This window comes from Oribacterium sinus, from assembly GCF_963553175.1.
GTDB lineage: Bacteria > Bacillota > Clostridia > Lachnospirales > Lachnospiraceae > Oribacterium > Oribacterium sinus_B.
The window spans coordinates 38,868-53,695 of the sequence record NZ_CAUVME010000017.1 but is presented as its reverse complement, the minus strand read 5'-3'; the positions used below and the strand labels follow the sequence as shown (position 1 = coordinate 53,695).

The 14,828-nt window shown below is 43.2% G+C and carries 10 protein-coding genes; all 10 read left to right on the top strand.

Translation table 11 applies throughout. The features are described 5' to 3' along the window. Window positions 1–106 precede the first annotated feature (106 nt). The 10 genes from miaB to RYO92_RS06380 all read left to right on the top strand — a co-directional run bounded on the left by miaB (window position 107) and on the right by RYO92_RS06380 (window position 14,818). Complete coding sequence (gene miaB, locus RYO92_RS06425; protein WP_315369842.1) at window positions 107–1,540, top strand: tRNA (N6-isopentenyl adenosine(37)-C2)-methylthiotransferase MiaB; 1,434 nt, start codon at window positions 107–109, stop codon at window positions 1,538–1,540. Further along, window positions 1,540–4,185, top strand: coding sequence for a DNA mismatch repair protein MutS (gene mutS / locus RYO92_RS06420; protein WP_315369841.1), 2,646 nt, complete (start codon window positions 1,540–1,542; stop codon window positions 4,183–4,185). Before miaB ends, mutS begins: the two co-directional genes overlap by 1 nt. Beyond that, window positions 4,182–6,332 (top strand): DNA mismatch repair endonuclease MutL, encoded by a 2,151-nt coding sequence (mutL, locus tag RYO92_RS06415; protein ID WP_315369840.1) that lies wholly within the window; start codon window positions 4,182–4,184, stop codon window positions 6,330–6,332. Before mutS ends, mutL begins: the two co-directional genes overlap by 4 nt. Then, entirely contained in the window at window positions 6,333–7,307 is a 975-nt protein-coding gene (gene miaA / locus RYO92_RS06410; RefSeq protein WP_315369839.1) for a tRNA (adenosine(37)-N6)-dimethylallyltransferase MiaA, read from the top strand. Continuing rightward, entirely contained in the window at window positions 7,259–8,548 is a 1,290-nt protein-coding gene (locus tag RYO92_RS06405; RefSeq protein ID WP_007156100.1) for a methionine gamma-lyase family protein, read from the top strand. Before miaA ends, RYO92_RS06405 begins: the two co-directional genes overlap by 49 nt. A 176-nt stretch (window positions 8,549–8,724) precedes the next feature. Further along, window positions 8,725–9,414 carry a RadC family protein gene (gene radC / locus RYO92_RS06400; protein WP_007156101.1) on the top strand — a complete coding sequence of 230 codons (690 nt, stop codon included), beginning with the start codon at window positions 8,725–8,727 and terminating at the stop codon, window positions 9,412–9,414. Further along, a complete protein-coding gene (mreC, locus tag RYO92_RS06395) occupies window positions 9,414–10,274 on the top strand; it encodes a rod shape-determining protein MreC (RefSeq protein ID WP_007156102.1) in 861 nt (286 codons plus the stop codon). Before radC ends, mreC begins: the two co-directional genes overlap by 1 nt. A 31-nt stretch (window positions 10,275–10,305) precedes the next feature. After that, window positions 10,306–10,797 carry a rod shape-determining protein MreD gene (gene mreD, locus RYO92_RS06390; RefSeq protein ID WP_040648512.1) on the top strand — a complete coding sequence of 164 codons (492 nt, stop codon included), beginning with the start codon at window positions 10,306–10,308 and terminating at the stop codon, window positions 10,795–10,797. After that, the gene (locus RYO92_RS06385) at window positions 10,794–13,664 is read left to right on the top strand and encodes a penicillin-binding transpeptidase domain-containing protein (RefSeq protein ID WP_315369838.1); all 2,871 of its coding nucleotides are present in this window, start codon (window positions 10,794–10,796) and stop codon (window positions 13,662–13,664) included. The genes mreD and RYO92_RS06385 overlap by 4 nt, the downstream gene beginning before the upstream one ends. Before the next feature lie 14 nt (window positions 13,665–13,678). Beyond that, window positions 13,679–14,818: an FtsW/RodA/SpoVE family cell cycle protein gene (locus RYO92_RS06380; RefSeq protein WP_183684019.1), complete on the top strand. Its 1,140-nt coding sequence runs from the start codon at window positions 13,679–13,681 to the stop codon at window positions 14,816–14,818. Window positions 14,819–14,828: the final 10 nt, after the last annotated feature.

The window sequence follows — 14,828 nt, the reverse complement described above, 5'->3', positions numbered from 1 at the left end:
GGAATAAAATTTAGAAATTGATTTTGAAATTGAGTATAGGAATAAAATTTAGAAATTGATTTTAGAAATTGAGTATAGAAATAGATCTTAGAAATGTGAGGGAATTGTGGGAAATAAATTATTTACGGAAATATTGGAAAACGCACCTGCCAATGAGCCGGAGCGCCAGTTTTACTTTATAGAACAAATCAAAGCCCTGTTGGATGTAAAAAAGGGAGAGGGCTATGAGGCCAAGGCCATGGTGACCGTCATCGGTTGCCAGATGTCTGCCAAGGACGGAGAAAAGCTTCAGGGAATTTTACAGGAAGCAGGCTATAGCATTACGGAGAAGGAAGAGGAAGCGGATGTAATCCTCTTTACCACCTGTACCGTCCGGGAGAACGCCAATCAAAAGCTTTATGGTCGTATCGGACAGCTTAAGCATCTCTATCAAAGAAATAAGGACTTAATCATTGGAATTACCGGTTGTATGATGCAGGAAAAGGATGAGGTGGAAACCATTCAGAGAAAATATCCCTATGTGCATCTGATTTTCGGTACCCACAATATCTATAAGTTGGCAGAGTATCTTTTGGAAACCATGCTCTCCAAGGAGAAGAAGGTAGAACTTTTGGAGGATAGTACGGAAATCGTGGAAAATCTTCCCTCCAAGAGGAAATATAGCTTTAGAGCAGCCGTAAATATCAGCTTTGGCTGCAATAATTTCTGTACTTATTGTATTGTGCCCTACGTGAGAGGAAGAGAAAAGTCCAGAGATTCTCAGGAAATTTTGAAAGAATGTGAGGCATTAATTGCCGACGGCGTAAAAGAAATCATGCTCCTTGGGCAAAATGTGAATTCCTATGGCTTGGACAAGAAGGAGGAATGTTCCTTTCCGGAGCTTTTGGCAAAAATTGCAAAGCTTCCCGGTCTTAAGCGACTCCGTTTCATGACTCCGAACCCCAAGGATTTTTCCGATGAGCTTTTACAGGTTATGAAGGAAAATGAAAACATTTGCAATCATATTCACCTGCCCCTACAATCCGGCTCTACTGCAATTTTAAAGAGGATGAACCGGCATTACAGTAAGGAATCCTATATGGCTTTGGTGAAAAAGGTAAGAGAAGTTTTGCCGGATGTGAGTCTGACGACAGACATTATAGTAGGTTTCCCCGGGGAGACGGAGGAGGATTTTCAGGATACCATGGAGGTGGTAGCCTACTCCAAGTTTGATTCCGCTTTTACCTTCCAGTACTCTAAGCGTACGGGAACTCCGGCTGCTAAGTGGGAAGCAGTTCCTGAGGATGTGGTTAAGGAGCGATTCCAGCGACTGTTAGAGCATATTCGTCTTCATTCAGAGGAGCGAGAAGGAAGAGACCTGGGTAAGGTCATGGAAGTTTTAGTGGAAGAAAAGGACAAAGAGTCCGAGAATATGCTGACCGGAAGACTGAGCAACAATGTGCTGGTTCACTTTGAAGGTGGAGAGCGCTTAATCGGAGAAATTGTTCCGGTTCGTTTGGATAAATCTATGGGCTTTTATTACTATGGGAGTGTTCTTTAATGGATGAAGCAAAATTATCCCCTATGATGCGGCAATATTTGGAGAGCAAGAAGGAGGTACCTGATGCCCTCCTCTTTTACCGCATTGGAGATTTTTATGAAATGTTCTTTGAGGATGCCATCAAAGCCTCCAAGGCTTTGGATTTGGTGCTTACAGGGAAGGATTGCGGTCTGGAGGAAAGGGCTCCCATGTGCGGAATTCCTTATCATGCGGCGGATTCCTATGTCAGCAAATTGGTTTCCCAGGGCTTTAAGGTCGCCATAGGAGAACAGGTAGAGGATCCAAAGCTTGCCAAGGGACTGGTAAAGCGGGAGATTATCCGAGTGATTACCCCCGGAACCCAGACCGAGGAAACTGCTTTAGAGGAAGGGAAAAATAACTATCTTTCCGCCATCTATCCGGGAAACAGCGGCATTGGTCTTGCCACCGTGGATATCAGTACCGGAGAGCTATACAGTTTAAGTGTTTCCGACAGCAAGGAGCTTCTGGATGAAATTTCCCGTTTTTCCCCAAAGGAGATTCTCTGCCCCATAGGCTTTTTAGAGGATAAAGAATTAAGCTCTGCTTTGGACAGTCGCTTTAGCCTAAGCATTACAGAAAAGGAGAAGGATTATTTTGGAAAGGAAGAGGCGGATAAGATTCTTTCTTCCCATTTTTCTTCTTCCATCCCCGGCTTAGGGCTAGAGCATGCCCCCTTGGAAAGAAGGGCTTTAGGTGCCTGCCTACGCTACCTGTACGATACCCAGAAGAATATTTTATCCCATATCCGGCATATAGAGCGGTTTCATCGGGAAGACTATATGCTTTTGGACCTTTCCACCCAGAGAAATCTGGAGCTTTGGGAAACCCTTAGAGACAAGAAAAAGCGAGGAAGCCTGCTTTGGGTACTGGACAAAACCCATACCGCCATGGGAAGTCGTATGCTTCGCCATTTTCTGGAACGACCGCTTCGGGAAAGAAAGAAAATGGAGGAGCGTTTAGATTGTATAGAAGAGCTTTGTCAGCGTTATATTGACGGAGAAGAACTTAGAGAATATCTGGACTCCATCTACGATATGGAAAGACTGATTGGGAAAATCAGCATTTCCTCAGCCAATGCCAGAGATATGCTGGCTTTAAAATCCTCTTTACAATTCCTGCCTGTGATTAAAAGAACTTTAAGCTCCTTTTCCGGAAAGCTTTTACAGGGCTTAGGACAGAAAATGGATGGGCTGGAGGAGCTTTATACCAGGATTGATGAATGTATTGAAGAGGATCCCCCCCTTAGCATTAAGGAGGGAGGAATCATTAAGTCTTCCTTCCATGAAGAGGTGCGACTTTTCCGGGAAGCGGGAGAGCATGGGAAAGAATGGCTGAACCGGCTGGAAGAGCAGGAAAGAGAAAAAAGCGGAATTAAAAATCTGAAAATCAAATATAACCGTATTTTCGGCTACTGCTTTGAAATCTCCAAGTCCTATCAGGGGGAAATCCCCGACTATTTTATCAGAAGACAGACTTTGGCCCAGGCGGAACGATACACCACCGTAGAATTACAGGATTTACAGAATAAAATCTTGGGAGCGGCTGAAAATTTACAGCAGCTGGAATACAGTCTCTTTGTAAATTTGCGGGAAGAGCTTTCCCGAGAGCTAGGAAGAATGCAAAAAACCGCCAAGGAAATTGCCTTTTTGGATGCCTGCCTTTCTCTTTCCAAGGTAGCTATGCAGGAGCAGTATGTTCGTCCAAAAATCAATGAAGAAGGTAATTTAACAATTGTGGATGGTCGTCATCCGGTGGTGGAAAAACTTTTACAGGACCAAAGCTTTGTCCCCAATGATGCAAGTCTTGGCAAAGAGGAAAAAATAGCGATTATAACCGGTCCCAATATGGCAGGAAAATCCACTTATATGCGACAAGTTGCCTTAATCGTGCTGATGGCTTCCATCGGCTCCTTTGTGCCGGCAAAGCAGGCGGATATACCTATCTGCGACAGAATCTTTACCAGAGTAGGAGCTTCCGATGATTTGGCCTCCGGTCAATCCACCTTTATGGTAGAAATGAGTGAGGTTTCCAATATTTTACGAAATGCTACGGAAAATTCTCTGTTGATTTTGGATGAAATCGGAAGAGGTACCTCCACCTTTGACGGCCTTTCCATAGCCTGGGCAGTGGTGGAATATCTTGCCAGGGAAATCAAAGCAAAAACCCTCTTTGCCACCCACTATCATGAGTTAAGTGTACTGGAGGGGAAGCTGGAAAATGTGAAGAACTACTGTATAGCGGTATCCAAGGAGCAGGGGGAAATACAGTTCCTTCGTAAGATTATGCCGGGAGGGGCAGACGAAAGTTATGGTATTGATGTGGCCAAGCTGGCGGGTGTTCCGGCGCCCGTATTGGACAGAGCCAGAGAAATCTCCAGCTTCTTAAATGAAAAGGACCTTCGTCTTCAGCATTTAGATTTTGAAGAGGCCCCGGAAGAAAGCTTTGTAGAGGATTTTCCGGAAAATACCTTAAAGGCCGGAGAAACGAGAAGAAAAAATTCCGATTCAGAATTAAGTAAGGAAGAGAAAGAAGTTTTAGACTGTATTCGAAATGATTCCTTTGAAAGCATGAGTCCATTGGAAGCCATCAATCTGTTGTTTAGTTTAAAGGAGAAACTTCGTTGAAAATTCACCTATTAAGCCAGGAGTGCATCAATCAAATTGCCGCAGGAGAGGTGGTAGAGCGTCCCAGCAGTATCGTAAAAGAGCTGGTGGAAAATGCTTTGGATGCTAAAGCTACGGCAATTTCCATAGAGATTAAGGGGGGCGGAATCAGCTTTCTTCGGGTAAGTGATAACGGAGAAGGAATCTTTTCTGAGGATTTGGAGAGGGCCTTTATGCCCCATGCCACCAGTAAAATCCAAAATCCCAAAGACTTGGAAGAGATTTTAAGCTTCGGCTTCCGTGGAGAGGCCTTGGCTTCTATTGCTTCCGTGGCTAAAGTGGAATGTATCAGCAAAAGGCAGGAGGATTTTCTTGCCCACAGAATTCTTGTGGAGGGAGGAAGCTTCTCTCCGGTGGAAGAAGTAGGTGGAATGGATGGCACCAGCATTTTGGTACGGGAACTTTTCTACAATGTGCCTGCCAGAAAAAAGTTTTTATTAAGTGAAAGCACGGAAGCCAGTAGGGTAGAGGAAATGGTGGAAAAGCTGGCTCTAGCCAATCCGGGCATTTCTTTTCATTTTGTAAAGGATGGAAAAAGTCGATTCCAAACCCTGGGCGGCGGGAAGCTTTCCGATGTGGTATTCGGTATTTACGGAAAGAGCTTTGCCAAGGATAGCCTGGAAATAAAGGAATCCTATTATCCTTCCAGTCTAACAGGATTGGCTACCCTGCATATTGAGGGGCTTTTGGGAAAGCCAAGCCTTACCCGTTCCAACAGGCAATATGAAATTTTCTTCGTGAATGGTCGTTTTGTGCGGGATTCTTTACTAAGCAGAGCCCTAGAGGACGCCTATAAACCCTTTTTGATGCAGCATAAGTTTCCCTTTGCCATCGTCTTTTTACACCTAAGCCCGAGTCTTGTGGATGTGAATGTGCATCCACAAAAGCTGGAGGTGCGTTTTCAGAATCGAGAAAAAATTTATCAGGCACTCTTTGACTGTGTAAGCAAGACTTTATCCAAAGCAGACTTGATTGACCATAGTCCCCTTTCCCTTTTCCAAAAGGAGAAGGAGGATAAGAGTACGGCATTTCTTTCCCCTTCCAGTCAGCTTTGGGAGAAAAAAGAGGAGAAAAAAGAGAATAAAAAAGAGAATAAAAATGATATTCCCGAAGAAGCAGTTAGAAGTGATCAAAACGATAAGCAAAGTGCCGAACAGATTTCTACAATAAAAGAGCAAGAGAAGGAAAAAGCAGAAGCTGTAAATCAAGGGTATCCTATAGGGGAGGCTTCAGAAAAGGCTTCAGAAAAGGCTTCAGAGAAGGCTTCAGAGAAGGCTCCGTTTAGAATTGAAGTTCCGGTGCTGAATCAGCAGAAAGCAGCAACAAGGGAAGAGAAGCTTATTTATGAAGAGTTTGATTTAACTAAGGGGATTCGTTTAGAAGAAGAAAAGGCTTCTGAAAAGGAAGAGAATACTGTCCCAAAGGAAGAGAATACTGTCCCAAAGGAAGAGCAGCTTTTCTCCGAATCGGAAGATCTCCCATCAGCAGAGCAGGAAAGTCTATTTTCTCCTTCCTTTTTCTCCGAAGAGGGAGAAAGGGAATTTCGCCTGATTGGGCAGGTTTTTCAGACTTACTGGTTGATAGAATTTCAAAAGGAACTCTTTATTATGGATCAGCATGCTGCCCATGAGAAGGTGAACTTTGAAAAGATGCGAAAGAATTACCTGAAAAAGCCGGGAATCAGTCAGGGAATTCTTCCCAAAACCATGGTCTTTAGTGCGAAAGAAGAAGAGCTCTATGAAAAGACCAAGGACTATTTTACCCATCTTGGCTATAGAATCCGAAAGGAAGAAGAGAAGCGATATGCCTTAGAAGGAATCCCTGCGGACTTTCCTTCTTTGGATGCGGAAATGCTTTTCCATGAAATTCTGGATGCTCTTGCAGAAGAAGGGAATCTTTCCGAAGCGGAGAGCGTCTATGATAAAATTGCTTCCATGGCCTGCAAGGCATCTGTAAAGGGGAATCAGCTCCTTAGCTTTAAGGAAGCGGAGGCTTTGGTACAGAAGCTTTTTACCTTGGAAAATCCTTATGCCTGCCCCCATGGACGCCCTACGATTGTGGCCTTCAAAAAGCAGGATTTAGAGAAAATGTTTAAGAGGATTGTATAAATGAATCTTTGGGAAAAACATAAGCCCTTATTGATTTTGGCAGGTCCTACCGCAGTAGGAAAAACCGGTACCTCCATTGCCTTAGCCAAGGCTTTGGACGGAGAATGTATTTCCGCTGACTCTGTTCAGGTTTACAAAGGACTGGATATCGGTTCCGGTAAGGTGAAAGAAGAAGAGAAGCAGGGAATTCCCCACCATCTTCTGGATATCCTTAATCCTTCTGAGAATTATGATGCCAGCCTATTTCAAAAGATGGCAAGGGAAAAAATTGCCGAGCTTTACAGTAGAGAAAAGCTTCCCATTTTGGTGGGAGGAACCGGATTCTATATTCAAGCCATGCTCTATGATATAGACTTTCAGGAGGAGAATCAGGAAGAAAAGGATAGAATCCGAAGGGAGCTAACGGACAGGATGGAGAGAGAAGGGACGATTCCCCTTCACCAGGAGCTGTCCCAAGTGGATCCGGAAGCGGCAAAGGCTATCCATGAAAACAACAAGCAGAGAATCATTCGTGCCTTGGAATATTATTATCTGCATAAGAAACCCATTTCCCAACATAATCAGGAAGAGCAAAAAAAAGAATCTCTCTATGATGCTCTATTTATTGTATTGTGTAGAGAACGGGAGAAATTATATCAGGGTATCCATGACCGTGTTCTGCAAATGAAGGAAGAGGGCTTGTTTCAAGAGGTTCAGGCGCTTTATGAGCAGGGCTATCGGGAAAATATGCCGGGCTGTAATGCTATAGGCTATAAGGAGGTTTTTGCTTATTTAGAGGGACGATACACAGAAGATGAGTGTATCGAAAAAATTCAGCAGCATTCCAGAAACTATGCCAAAAGGCAGATGACCTGGTTTAGAAGAGAGAAAAATACCATCTTCCTTTCTGAGGAGGAATTTGCAGGGGGTAAGGAGGAAAGAATAGAATGGATTATCAAAGAATCTATGAAGAAATGGGCATTTCTCCGGAAGTAATTGCCTATAGTGAAAAAATATTAAAAAATCTGGAGAGTCGTTTCAAAGAGATTGATGAAATTGCGGAAATCAACCAATTAAAGGTTTTACAGGCTCTGCAAAAGGCAAAGGTTTCAGAGGCCCATTTGCTGGGCAGCACCGGATATGGCTATAATGATATCGGAAGAGATGCCCTGGAAGAGGTTTACGCCAATTATTTTCATACGGAGGATGCCCTGGTCCGTTCCCAGATTGTCTGCGGAACCCATGCTTTGGCCATAGCCCTGCAGGGAAACCTTCGTCCGGGAGATGAAATTTTATCCCCGGTAGGTAAGCCCTATGACACCTTGGACGAGGTTATCGGAATCAGAGACTCCCTAGGCTCCTTGAAGGAATTTGGTGTGAGCTACAAAGAGGTCGCTTTACTGCCGGATGGTTCCTTTGATTATGAGGGCATTAAAAATGCCATTTCCGAAAAAACCAGATTGGTGGAAATTCAACGTTCCAAGGGCTATAGCGACAGAAAGAGCTTCAGTCCTAAGGAAATTGGAGACTTGATTCGCTTTATCAAGGGCTGTAAGAAGGATTTGATCTGCATGGTGGATAACTGCTATGGTGAATTTGTATGTACGGAAGAGCCCAGTGACTACGGAGCCGATATGGTGGTAGGATCCCTCATTAAAAACCCCGGCGGAGGACTGGCTCCCATCGGAGGCTATATTGCCGGAAGCAAAGAATGTATTGAAAGGGCAGCGGTGCGACTGACTGCTCCCGGCTTAGGAAAGGAGCTTGGTCCTTCCCTACACTGTAACAAGGATTTCTTTCAAGGTTTTTTCCTGGCACCGACGGTTACCGCTTCAGCAGAAAAAAGTGCGATCTTTGCGGCAAGCCTTTTTGAATCCCTGGGCTATCCCTGTCACCCTAAAGCAGATAGTCCAAGAAACGATATTATTCAGGAAATTCGTATGGGCAATGGAGAAGCTTTGCTGGCTTTTTGTAGAGGAATTCAGGAAGCTTCTCCGGTGGACTCCTTTGTTCGCCCGGAACCCTGGGATATGCCGGGCTATGAGGATCCGGTGGTAATGGCTGCAGGGGCATTTATTTCCGGCTCCAGTATTGAATTGTCCGCAGACGCCCCCCTAAGAGAGCCCTATTCTGTATATTTTCAGGGCGGCCTGACCTTTGCCCACGGAAAATTCGGTGTAATCAAGGCTCTGGATAATATTTTCAAAGAAGGACTTGTGAATATTCCAAAGGAATAAATACCTAAGTAAATCTTACGAGAAATCTCAAGTGTCCCTTGTGCCGCTTGTTCGGAATAAAGGCTTTACTTTTGAAAGAATAAAAATATCCAAAGCTTAAGAAAAGTTTTTGCTCCTAAAGGGGAAAGCGTGTTAAAATAGAATCCTCTGTAGACTCCTCCGGATAGGAGGAAAATATGCATTTAACACTAAAAGAATCCGGGCAGGAATTGCCCAGAGAAAAAGCCATTCGTTTAGGCGTATCCGCTTTAACAGATGAGGAGCTTCTGGCTGTGATACTACGCACAGGAACCAGAGAAGAAAGTGTATTGGCTCTTGCGGAAAAGGTGCTTCATCTGAGTCCTGTTTATGACGGCTTAGTGGGACTTATGCAGTATAGTCTGGAGGATTTACAAGCTATTAAAGGAGTAGGGGAAACCAAGGCCTTAGAGCTGCAGGTCATAGGAGAGCTGGCCAAAAGAATTTGGAACCGAAAAATCCGGGAGGAAGTACAATCCTTTCGATCTCCCGGTTCCGTGCTTCAATATTTTAAGGAAGAATTACGGCATCTTTCCTATGAGGAAGTTCATGTTCTGTTTTTGGATACAAAAGCTCAACTGCTAAAGGATTTTCTTTTGTCCAAAGGTAGCTCTAATGCATCCATTCTTTCCGGAAGGGAAATCTTTATGGAGGCTCTTAGGGCTGCTTCCGTTTGTTTTATTTTGGTGCATAATCATCCCTCCGGAGATCCTCACCCCTCCAGAGAGGATGAACGGGCTACGGAAGAAATCTATAAAGCGGGAGAGTATCTGGGAATACACTTAATGGATCACATTATTATCGGAGATAATCAATATTACAGTTTTAAGGAACAGGGGAAAATATAGTGGAGCAGAAGAAAAATCAATATATTTTTATACTCTTAACGGTCTTATGCATTATGATGATCGTCTTGTCGTCTGTTAAGGATGGCTTTATGAATCCTCTTCGGAATGCTGTAGGAACCGTTTTGGTTCCTATACAGTCCGGTGTGAATTATGTAGGCTATAAGCTATATTCCCGTTGGGAAAAGCATAAAACCCTTTTGGAAGCTGAAGCGGAAAATGAAAAACTCACTGCAAAAATCGATTTATTGACTGAAGAAAACAATATCCTAAAGCAGAATGATGAAGAATTAAAACGCCTGCGGGATTTATATTCTTTGGACCAGCAATATTTACAATATGATAAAGTAGCCGCCAGAGTCATTGCCAAGGACTCGGAAAACTGGTTCCAAGTCTTCCGTATTGACAAGGGCTCCAAGGACGGCATTATGGTAGATCAAAATGTTATGGCCAAGGGCGGCCTGGTAGGGATTGTTACGGATGTAGGCCTGAATTATGCCACCGTACGTTCCATCATTGATGATGAGTCCAGGGTTTCCTGCATGGGAATTCAGTCCAGTGACACCTGTATCGTAGCAGGAGATTTACAGCTTTTTGAAGAGGGAAGACTCAGAATTACCAATATGAAGAAAGAAGCGGTCATTCAGGATGGAGACAGAATTGTTACCTCCAATATTTCCTCTAAATTTCTACCCGGTATTTTGGTAGGCTATGCCATCGGTATAGAAGAGGATGAGAAGCGTTTAATGAAAAACGGCTATCTGATTCCTGCCGCTGATTTTACGGATTTAAGGGAAGTCTTGGTGCTTAAAGAGCGAAAAGACGATCGTTTTCAAAAGGAGAGTAAGGACCTTGCAGAATAAGAAAGTAGGAAAGGCAAGCGCAAAAAGAATCATGGCAATGTTTTACTTTGCCCTTTTGATTCTGGCATTTTTATTGCAAACCAGTGTATTTCCCCTGCTTCCCTTTTTGTCCGCAAGTCCTAATCTGCTTTTGATTCTTTGCTTTTCCTTCGGCTTTTATTATGGCTCTTTACCGGGAATGTTTTATGGACTTTGTGCCGGACTTTTGATGGATTTGTTTTATTCCGGTCCCTTTGGATTCTATTCCCTGATTTTTGTATTGATCGGTTATGGTAACGGCTATTTTCATCATTATTACTATGAAGAATACATTACCCTACCATTGTTTCTTTGTGTAGTCAGCGGTCTTATTTATCACCTATATATCTATATTTTCCGTTTTGCCGTTCGGGGAAAGGGAAATATTCCTTATTATGCCTTGCATATTGTTCTCCCCTCTATTGTATTTTCCTTTTTACTTACCGTAGTTTTATATCGTTTTTTCTTTAGTGCCAGCAAGAAATTGGAGGAAAAAGTCTTATGATGAAAGAGTTATTCGGTTTTCTAAAAGAAATGCTAAACCGCCTGTTTTCCTCCAGACTCTTTGCATTATCCATCATATTTTTCCTTTTATTTTCTGTTTTAACGCTACATCTTTTTCGTCTGCAGATTTTGCATGGAAATGATTATTTACAGGAATACCAAAAAAACACTAAACAGGATTTGGTGATTCCCGGAACCAGAGGAAATATTTACGATAAAGACGGAAAGCTTTTGGCTTACAATGAATTACAATACAATATAACGATTGCGGAAACCGGAAGCTTTTCCGGAACCAGTGCCGGAATCAATAAAAGAAATTTAATGTTAAAAAAGCTGGCGGAAATTATTGAAAAGTATCAATATCCCGTCAAGAGCCAGTTTAAAGTACAAAAACAGGAAGACGGAAGCTTTGTCTTTACTACCACAAGCGATCAGGATAAGCAACGCCTCATTGCCAATGTTTTTCGAAAAACGCCGGAGAAGTTAAGTGAAAAGGAAGCTAACAGTACCGCTGAGCAATGCTTCTTACAGGCAAAAAAATTATACAACTTTACAAAGCTTCAGGATGAGAACGGAAAGCCCATCACATTATCGGATGAAACCGCTTTGGATATGATCGGTATTATTTATACCCTAAGGCTGACCTCCTATCAGCGTTATATGAGCACCACTATTGTAGATAATGTTTCCCGGGAATGTATGGCGGAAATTCTGGAATCCAAGTATGATCTCCCCGGCGTGGATATTGAAAATGTCTCTGTTCGAAAATACAATTATGCCCCTTACCTTTCCCATATCGTAGGATATACCGGTCAGGTACAGGAAAGTCAGCTGGCGGATTTACAAAAGCAGGACAGCTCCTATGCGGTAAATGATGTGGTGGGCGTTTGGGGACTGGAAAAGAGTGAGGATCTTGTCTTAAAAGGAAAAAAAGGATACAAGGAAATGTATCTGAACAACGTGGGAAGTATTATGGAGGTTATCTCCGAGGAAAAGCCCGGAGCGGGTAATGATATTTATACCACCATTTCCGCTAACGATCAGATTTCCATATATCATCTTTTAGAGCAGGAATTGGCAGGAATTTTAGCCTCCAAGATTACGGAACAGAATGAGCTGGACCAAAGTGCTTTAAAGCAGTCCCAGCTGATGATTCCCGTAAAGGACGCTTATTACCAGCTCATTAATAACAATGTCCTGAATAAAGAGCATTTTACCGCAGAGGATGCCGGAGATGCAGAAAAGCAGATCGGGGCTCTATTTCAAGAAAATAAAGAAGCCGTGCTTTCTCAAGTGGAAGCTGTCCTTATGCAGGATAGCGGCGGAGAATTATCCGCTCTTCCCCAGGAAATGCAGGGCTATATGGTTTATATCTACGATTACCTATTAGGAAAAGAAGGCGGAATCGTAAATCCGGAGGACTCCCGATTTAAATCTTCCCAGGCTCTTGCCTCCTGGAAAAGCGACAGTATATCCCTTCATGATTTTATCAAAAAAGGAATAGAAGAGGGGTGGATTGATACGACCAAGCTGAACTTATCGGAGGAGTATTCGGACAGTGCGCAGATTTACCAGCTCTTTGTTAATAAAATCATGAGTTTTTTACGAGAGGATTCCGGATTTGAAAAGCTGCTATACAAGTACGCTATCGCAAATCAAAAAATCAGAGGCAATCTTCTTTTGATGGCTCTTTTTGAACAAAACGTATTGCCCCAGGATGCCGCTTCCTATGATGCTTTAGCCCGGGGAGACAGTCATTTTGCCTATACCTTTCTGATTGATAAAATCAGAAAGCTGCAACTTACTCCCGCACAGTTCGCTCTGGATCCCTGTAACGGTTCCGTGGTAGTGACGGATGTAAAGACCGGAAAGGTTCGTGCTTTGGTCAGCTATCCCGGTTTTGACAACAATCGGATTAATGATGCCGCTTATTTAAAAAAATGTAATGAAGACTTATCCTTACCGCTGCTTAACGGTGCAACCCAAACCCAGTTGGCTCCCGGTTCCTCCTTTAAGCCCATTAGCTCCATTGCTTCTTTGGAAGAAAAGGTATTGGATTTAAGCACTGTCATTGACTGTACAGGTAAGTATGAGGAAGTTACACCTAATATTCGTTGCTGGATTTGGCCTTCCCGCCACGGAAATGAAACCTTGGTGGATGGTATCAAAAATTCCTGTAACTATTTCTTTGCGGATTTAGGACATCGTTTGGCAACGGATGCAGAGGGAAATTACAATGCGGAACTGGGAATGGAAAGAATCCGGAAATATGCGAGTGACTTTGGCTTAAACGAAAAATCCGGCATTGAACTGGATGAGGCAGAACCCAGAATTTCTGACTATGATCCGGAACGTTCCGCTATGGGACAGGGAAATCATGCCTATAATACTGCCCAGCTGGCAAAATACATTACCGCTGTTGCCAATGGAGGCAATCTTTATAATCTTTCTATAGTGGATAAAATTGCAGACCCTAAGGGAAAGACGGTGGAAGAAGTGGGTGCCTCTCTATTGAGACATTTGGACTATGCGGATAGCACATGGAATGCGGTACATGAAGGTCTTCGAAAGGTGATTACCGAGGGTGTAGCCAAGAATGTATTCTTAGGGCAAACTATTACCGTTGCCGGAAAAACCGGAACTGCGCAGGAAAGAGAAGATCGAGGTAACCATGCGGTGTTCGTTTCCTATGCCCCTTATGAAGATCCTCAGATCTCCGTTACGGTAAATATTCCCTACGGCTATTCCTCCGGAAACGCAGCCAGCCTGGCCAATATGGTTTATGACTATTGTTTCGGAAAACTCAGTATGGATACCATTTTACAAAGAGATGCCAGCTCCATTTTATCGGTCAATGTCAGTGACTAAAAGAAAGAGATGATATGAAGTGGAAATTAGATTATGACTTTAAGCAATATGATTTTCGGCTTGTCCTATACATGATTGCCTTAAATACCATCGGAATCTTTATCGTCCGCTCCGCAACATCGGCGGAAAGCTTTAAGGATCCCCTTGTGGTGCGACAGATTCTCGGCTCCTTTGTAGGACTGGCCATGTGTGTGGGCATCTCTTTAATTGATTACCGGAAGATTTGCAAATGGTCCCCTTGGATTTATGTTCTCTCCGTCCTGATTTTAGCCGGTGTTAAAATCTACGGTACCGCATCAGGACACGGTGCAACCCGATGGATTACCGTTCCGGTTTTGGGAAAGGTACAGCCCTCGGAGTTCGTAAAGGTGGGATTGATTCTATTCTTTGCGGACTACCTGCAAAAGTTAAAGGAGGATATCAATCACCCCCATGCCTTACTAATGGAAGCGCTTTACTTTTCCATTCCTGTGGGCTTGGTAATGATTCAGCCGAATCTATCCACAACCATTATTATGACGGTCATTGTTGCCGCCATGACCTTTGCCTCCCCCTTGAAATTAAAATGGATTTTCGCCTTTTTAGGGGTGGTAGTAGTGGTTTTGGGACTTCTTTTCTACCTTTTTTCCTCCGGACTCTATGATAAGATTCCGATATTACAGGGCTATCAGGTACAAAGAATTTTGACCTTTTTAAATCCTTCCGAAAACAGCAATGATTATTACCAGCAAATGTGGTCCATCATGGCCATCGGTTCCGGAATGTTTAACGGAAAGGGACTTTTTAATAATTCCATTTTCTCCGTAAAAAACGGAAACTTTTTGGTGGAAGAGGATAATGACTTTATTTTCGCGGTAATCGGAGAAGAATTGGGCTTTCGAGGTTCTTTAATAATTATTATAATCTTCTTGTTGATTATCTTAGAATGTCTTATAATAGCCTATAGGGCAAAAACCTTAAGTGGTCGGCTAATATGTGTAGGCGTTATGGCCTGGATCGGATTTCAGACCTATACAAATATTGCGGTGGCAACCGGACTGTTTCCGAATACCGGAATTACACTTCCCTTTTTTTCGCGAGGCGTTAGTTCCCTGCTGTCCGTATACTTTGGTTTCGGAATAGTCTTAAATGTTGCTTTACAAAGGAAGACGTAGGAGGGTAGAG

Bases quoted from the DNA above. Each gene is read 5' to 3' on its own strand.
- mreD (WP_040648512.1), top strand. From the start codon at position 10,306: ATGGCAATGTTTTACTTTGCCCTTTTGATTCTGGCATTTTTATTGCAA.
- radC (WP_007156101.1), top strand. From the start codon at position 8,725: ATGCATTTAACACTAAAAGAATCCGGGCAGGAATTGCCCAGAGAAAAA.
- miaA (WP_315369839.1), top strand. From the start codon at position 6,333: ATGAATCTTTGGGAAAAACATAAGCCCTTATTGATTTTGGCAGGTCCT.
- RYO92_RS06380 (WP_183684019.1), top strand. From the start codon at position 13,679: ATGAAGTGGAAATTAGATTATGACTTTAAGCAATATGATTTTCGGCTT.
- mutS (WP_315369841.1), top strand. From the start codon at position 1,540: ATGGATGAAGCAAAATTATCCCCTATGATGCGGCAATATTTGGAGAGC.
- RYO92_RS06405 (WP_007156100.1), top strand. From the start codon at position 7,259: ATGGATTATCAAAGAATCTATGAAGAAATGGGCATTTCTCCGGAAGTA.
- RYO92_RS06385 (WP_315369838.1), top strand. From the start codon at position 10,794: ATGATGAAAGAGTTATTCGGTTTTCTAAAAGAAATGCTAAACCGCCTG.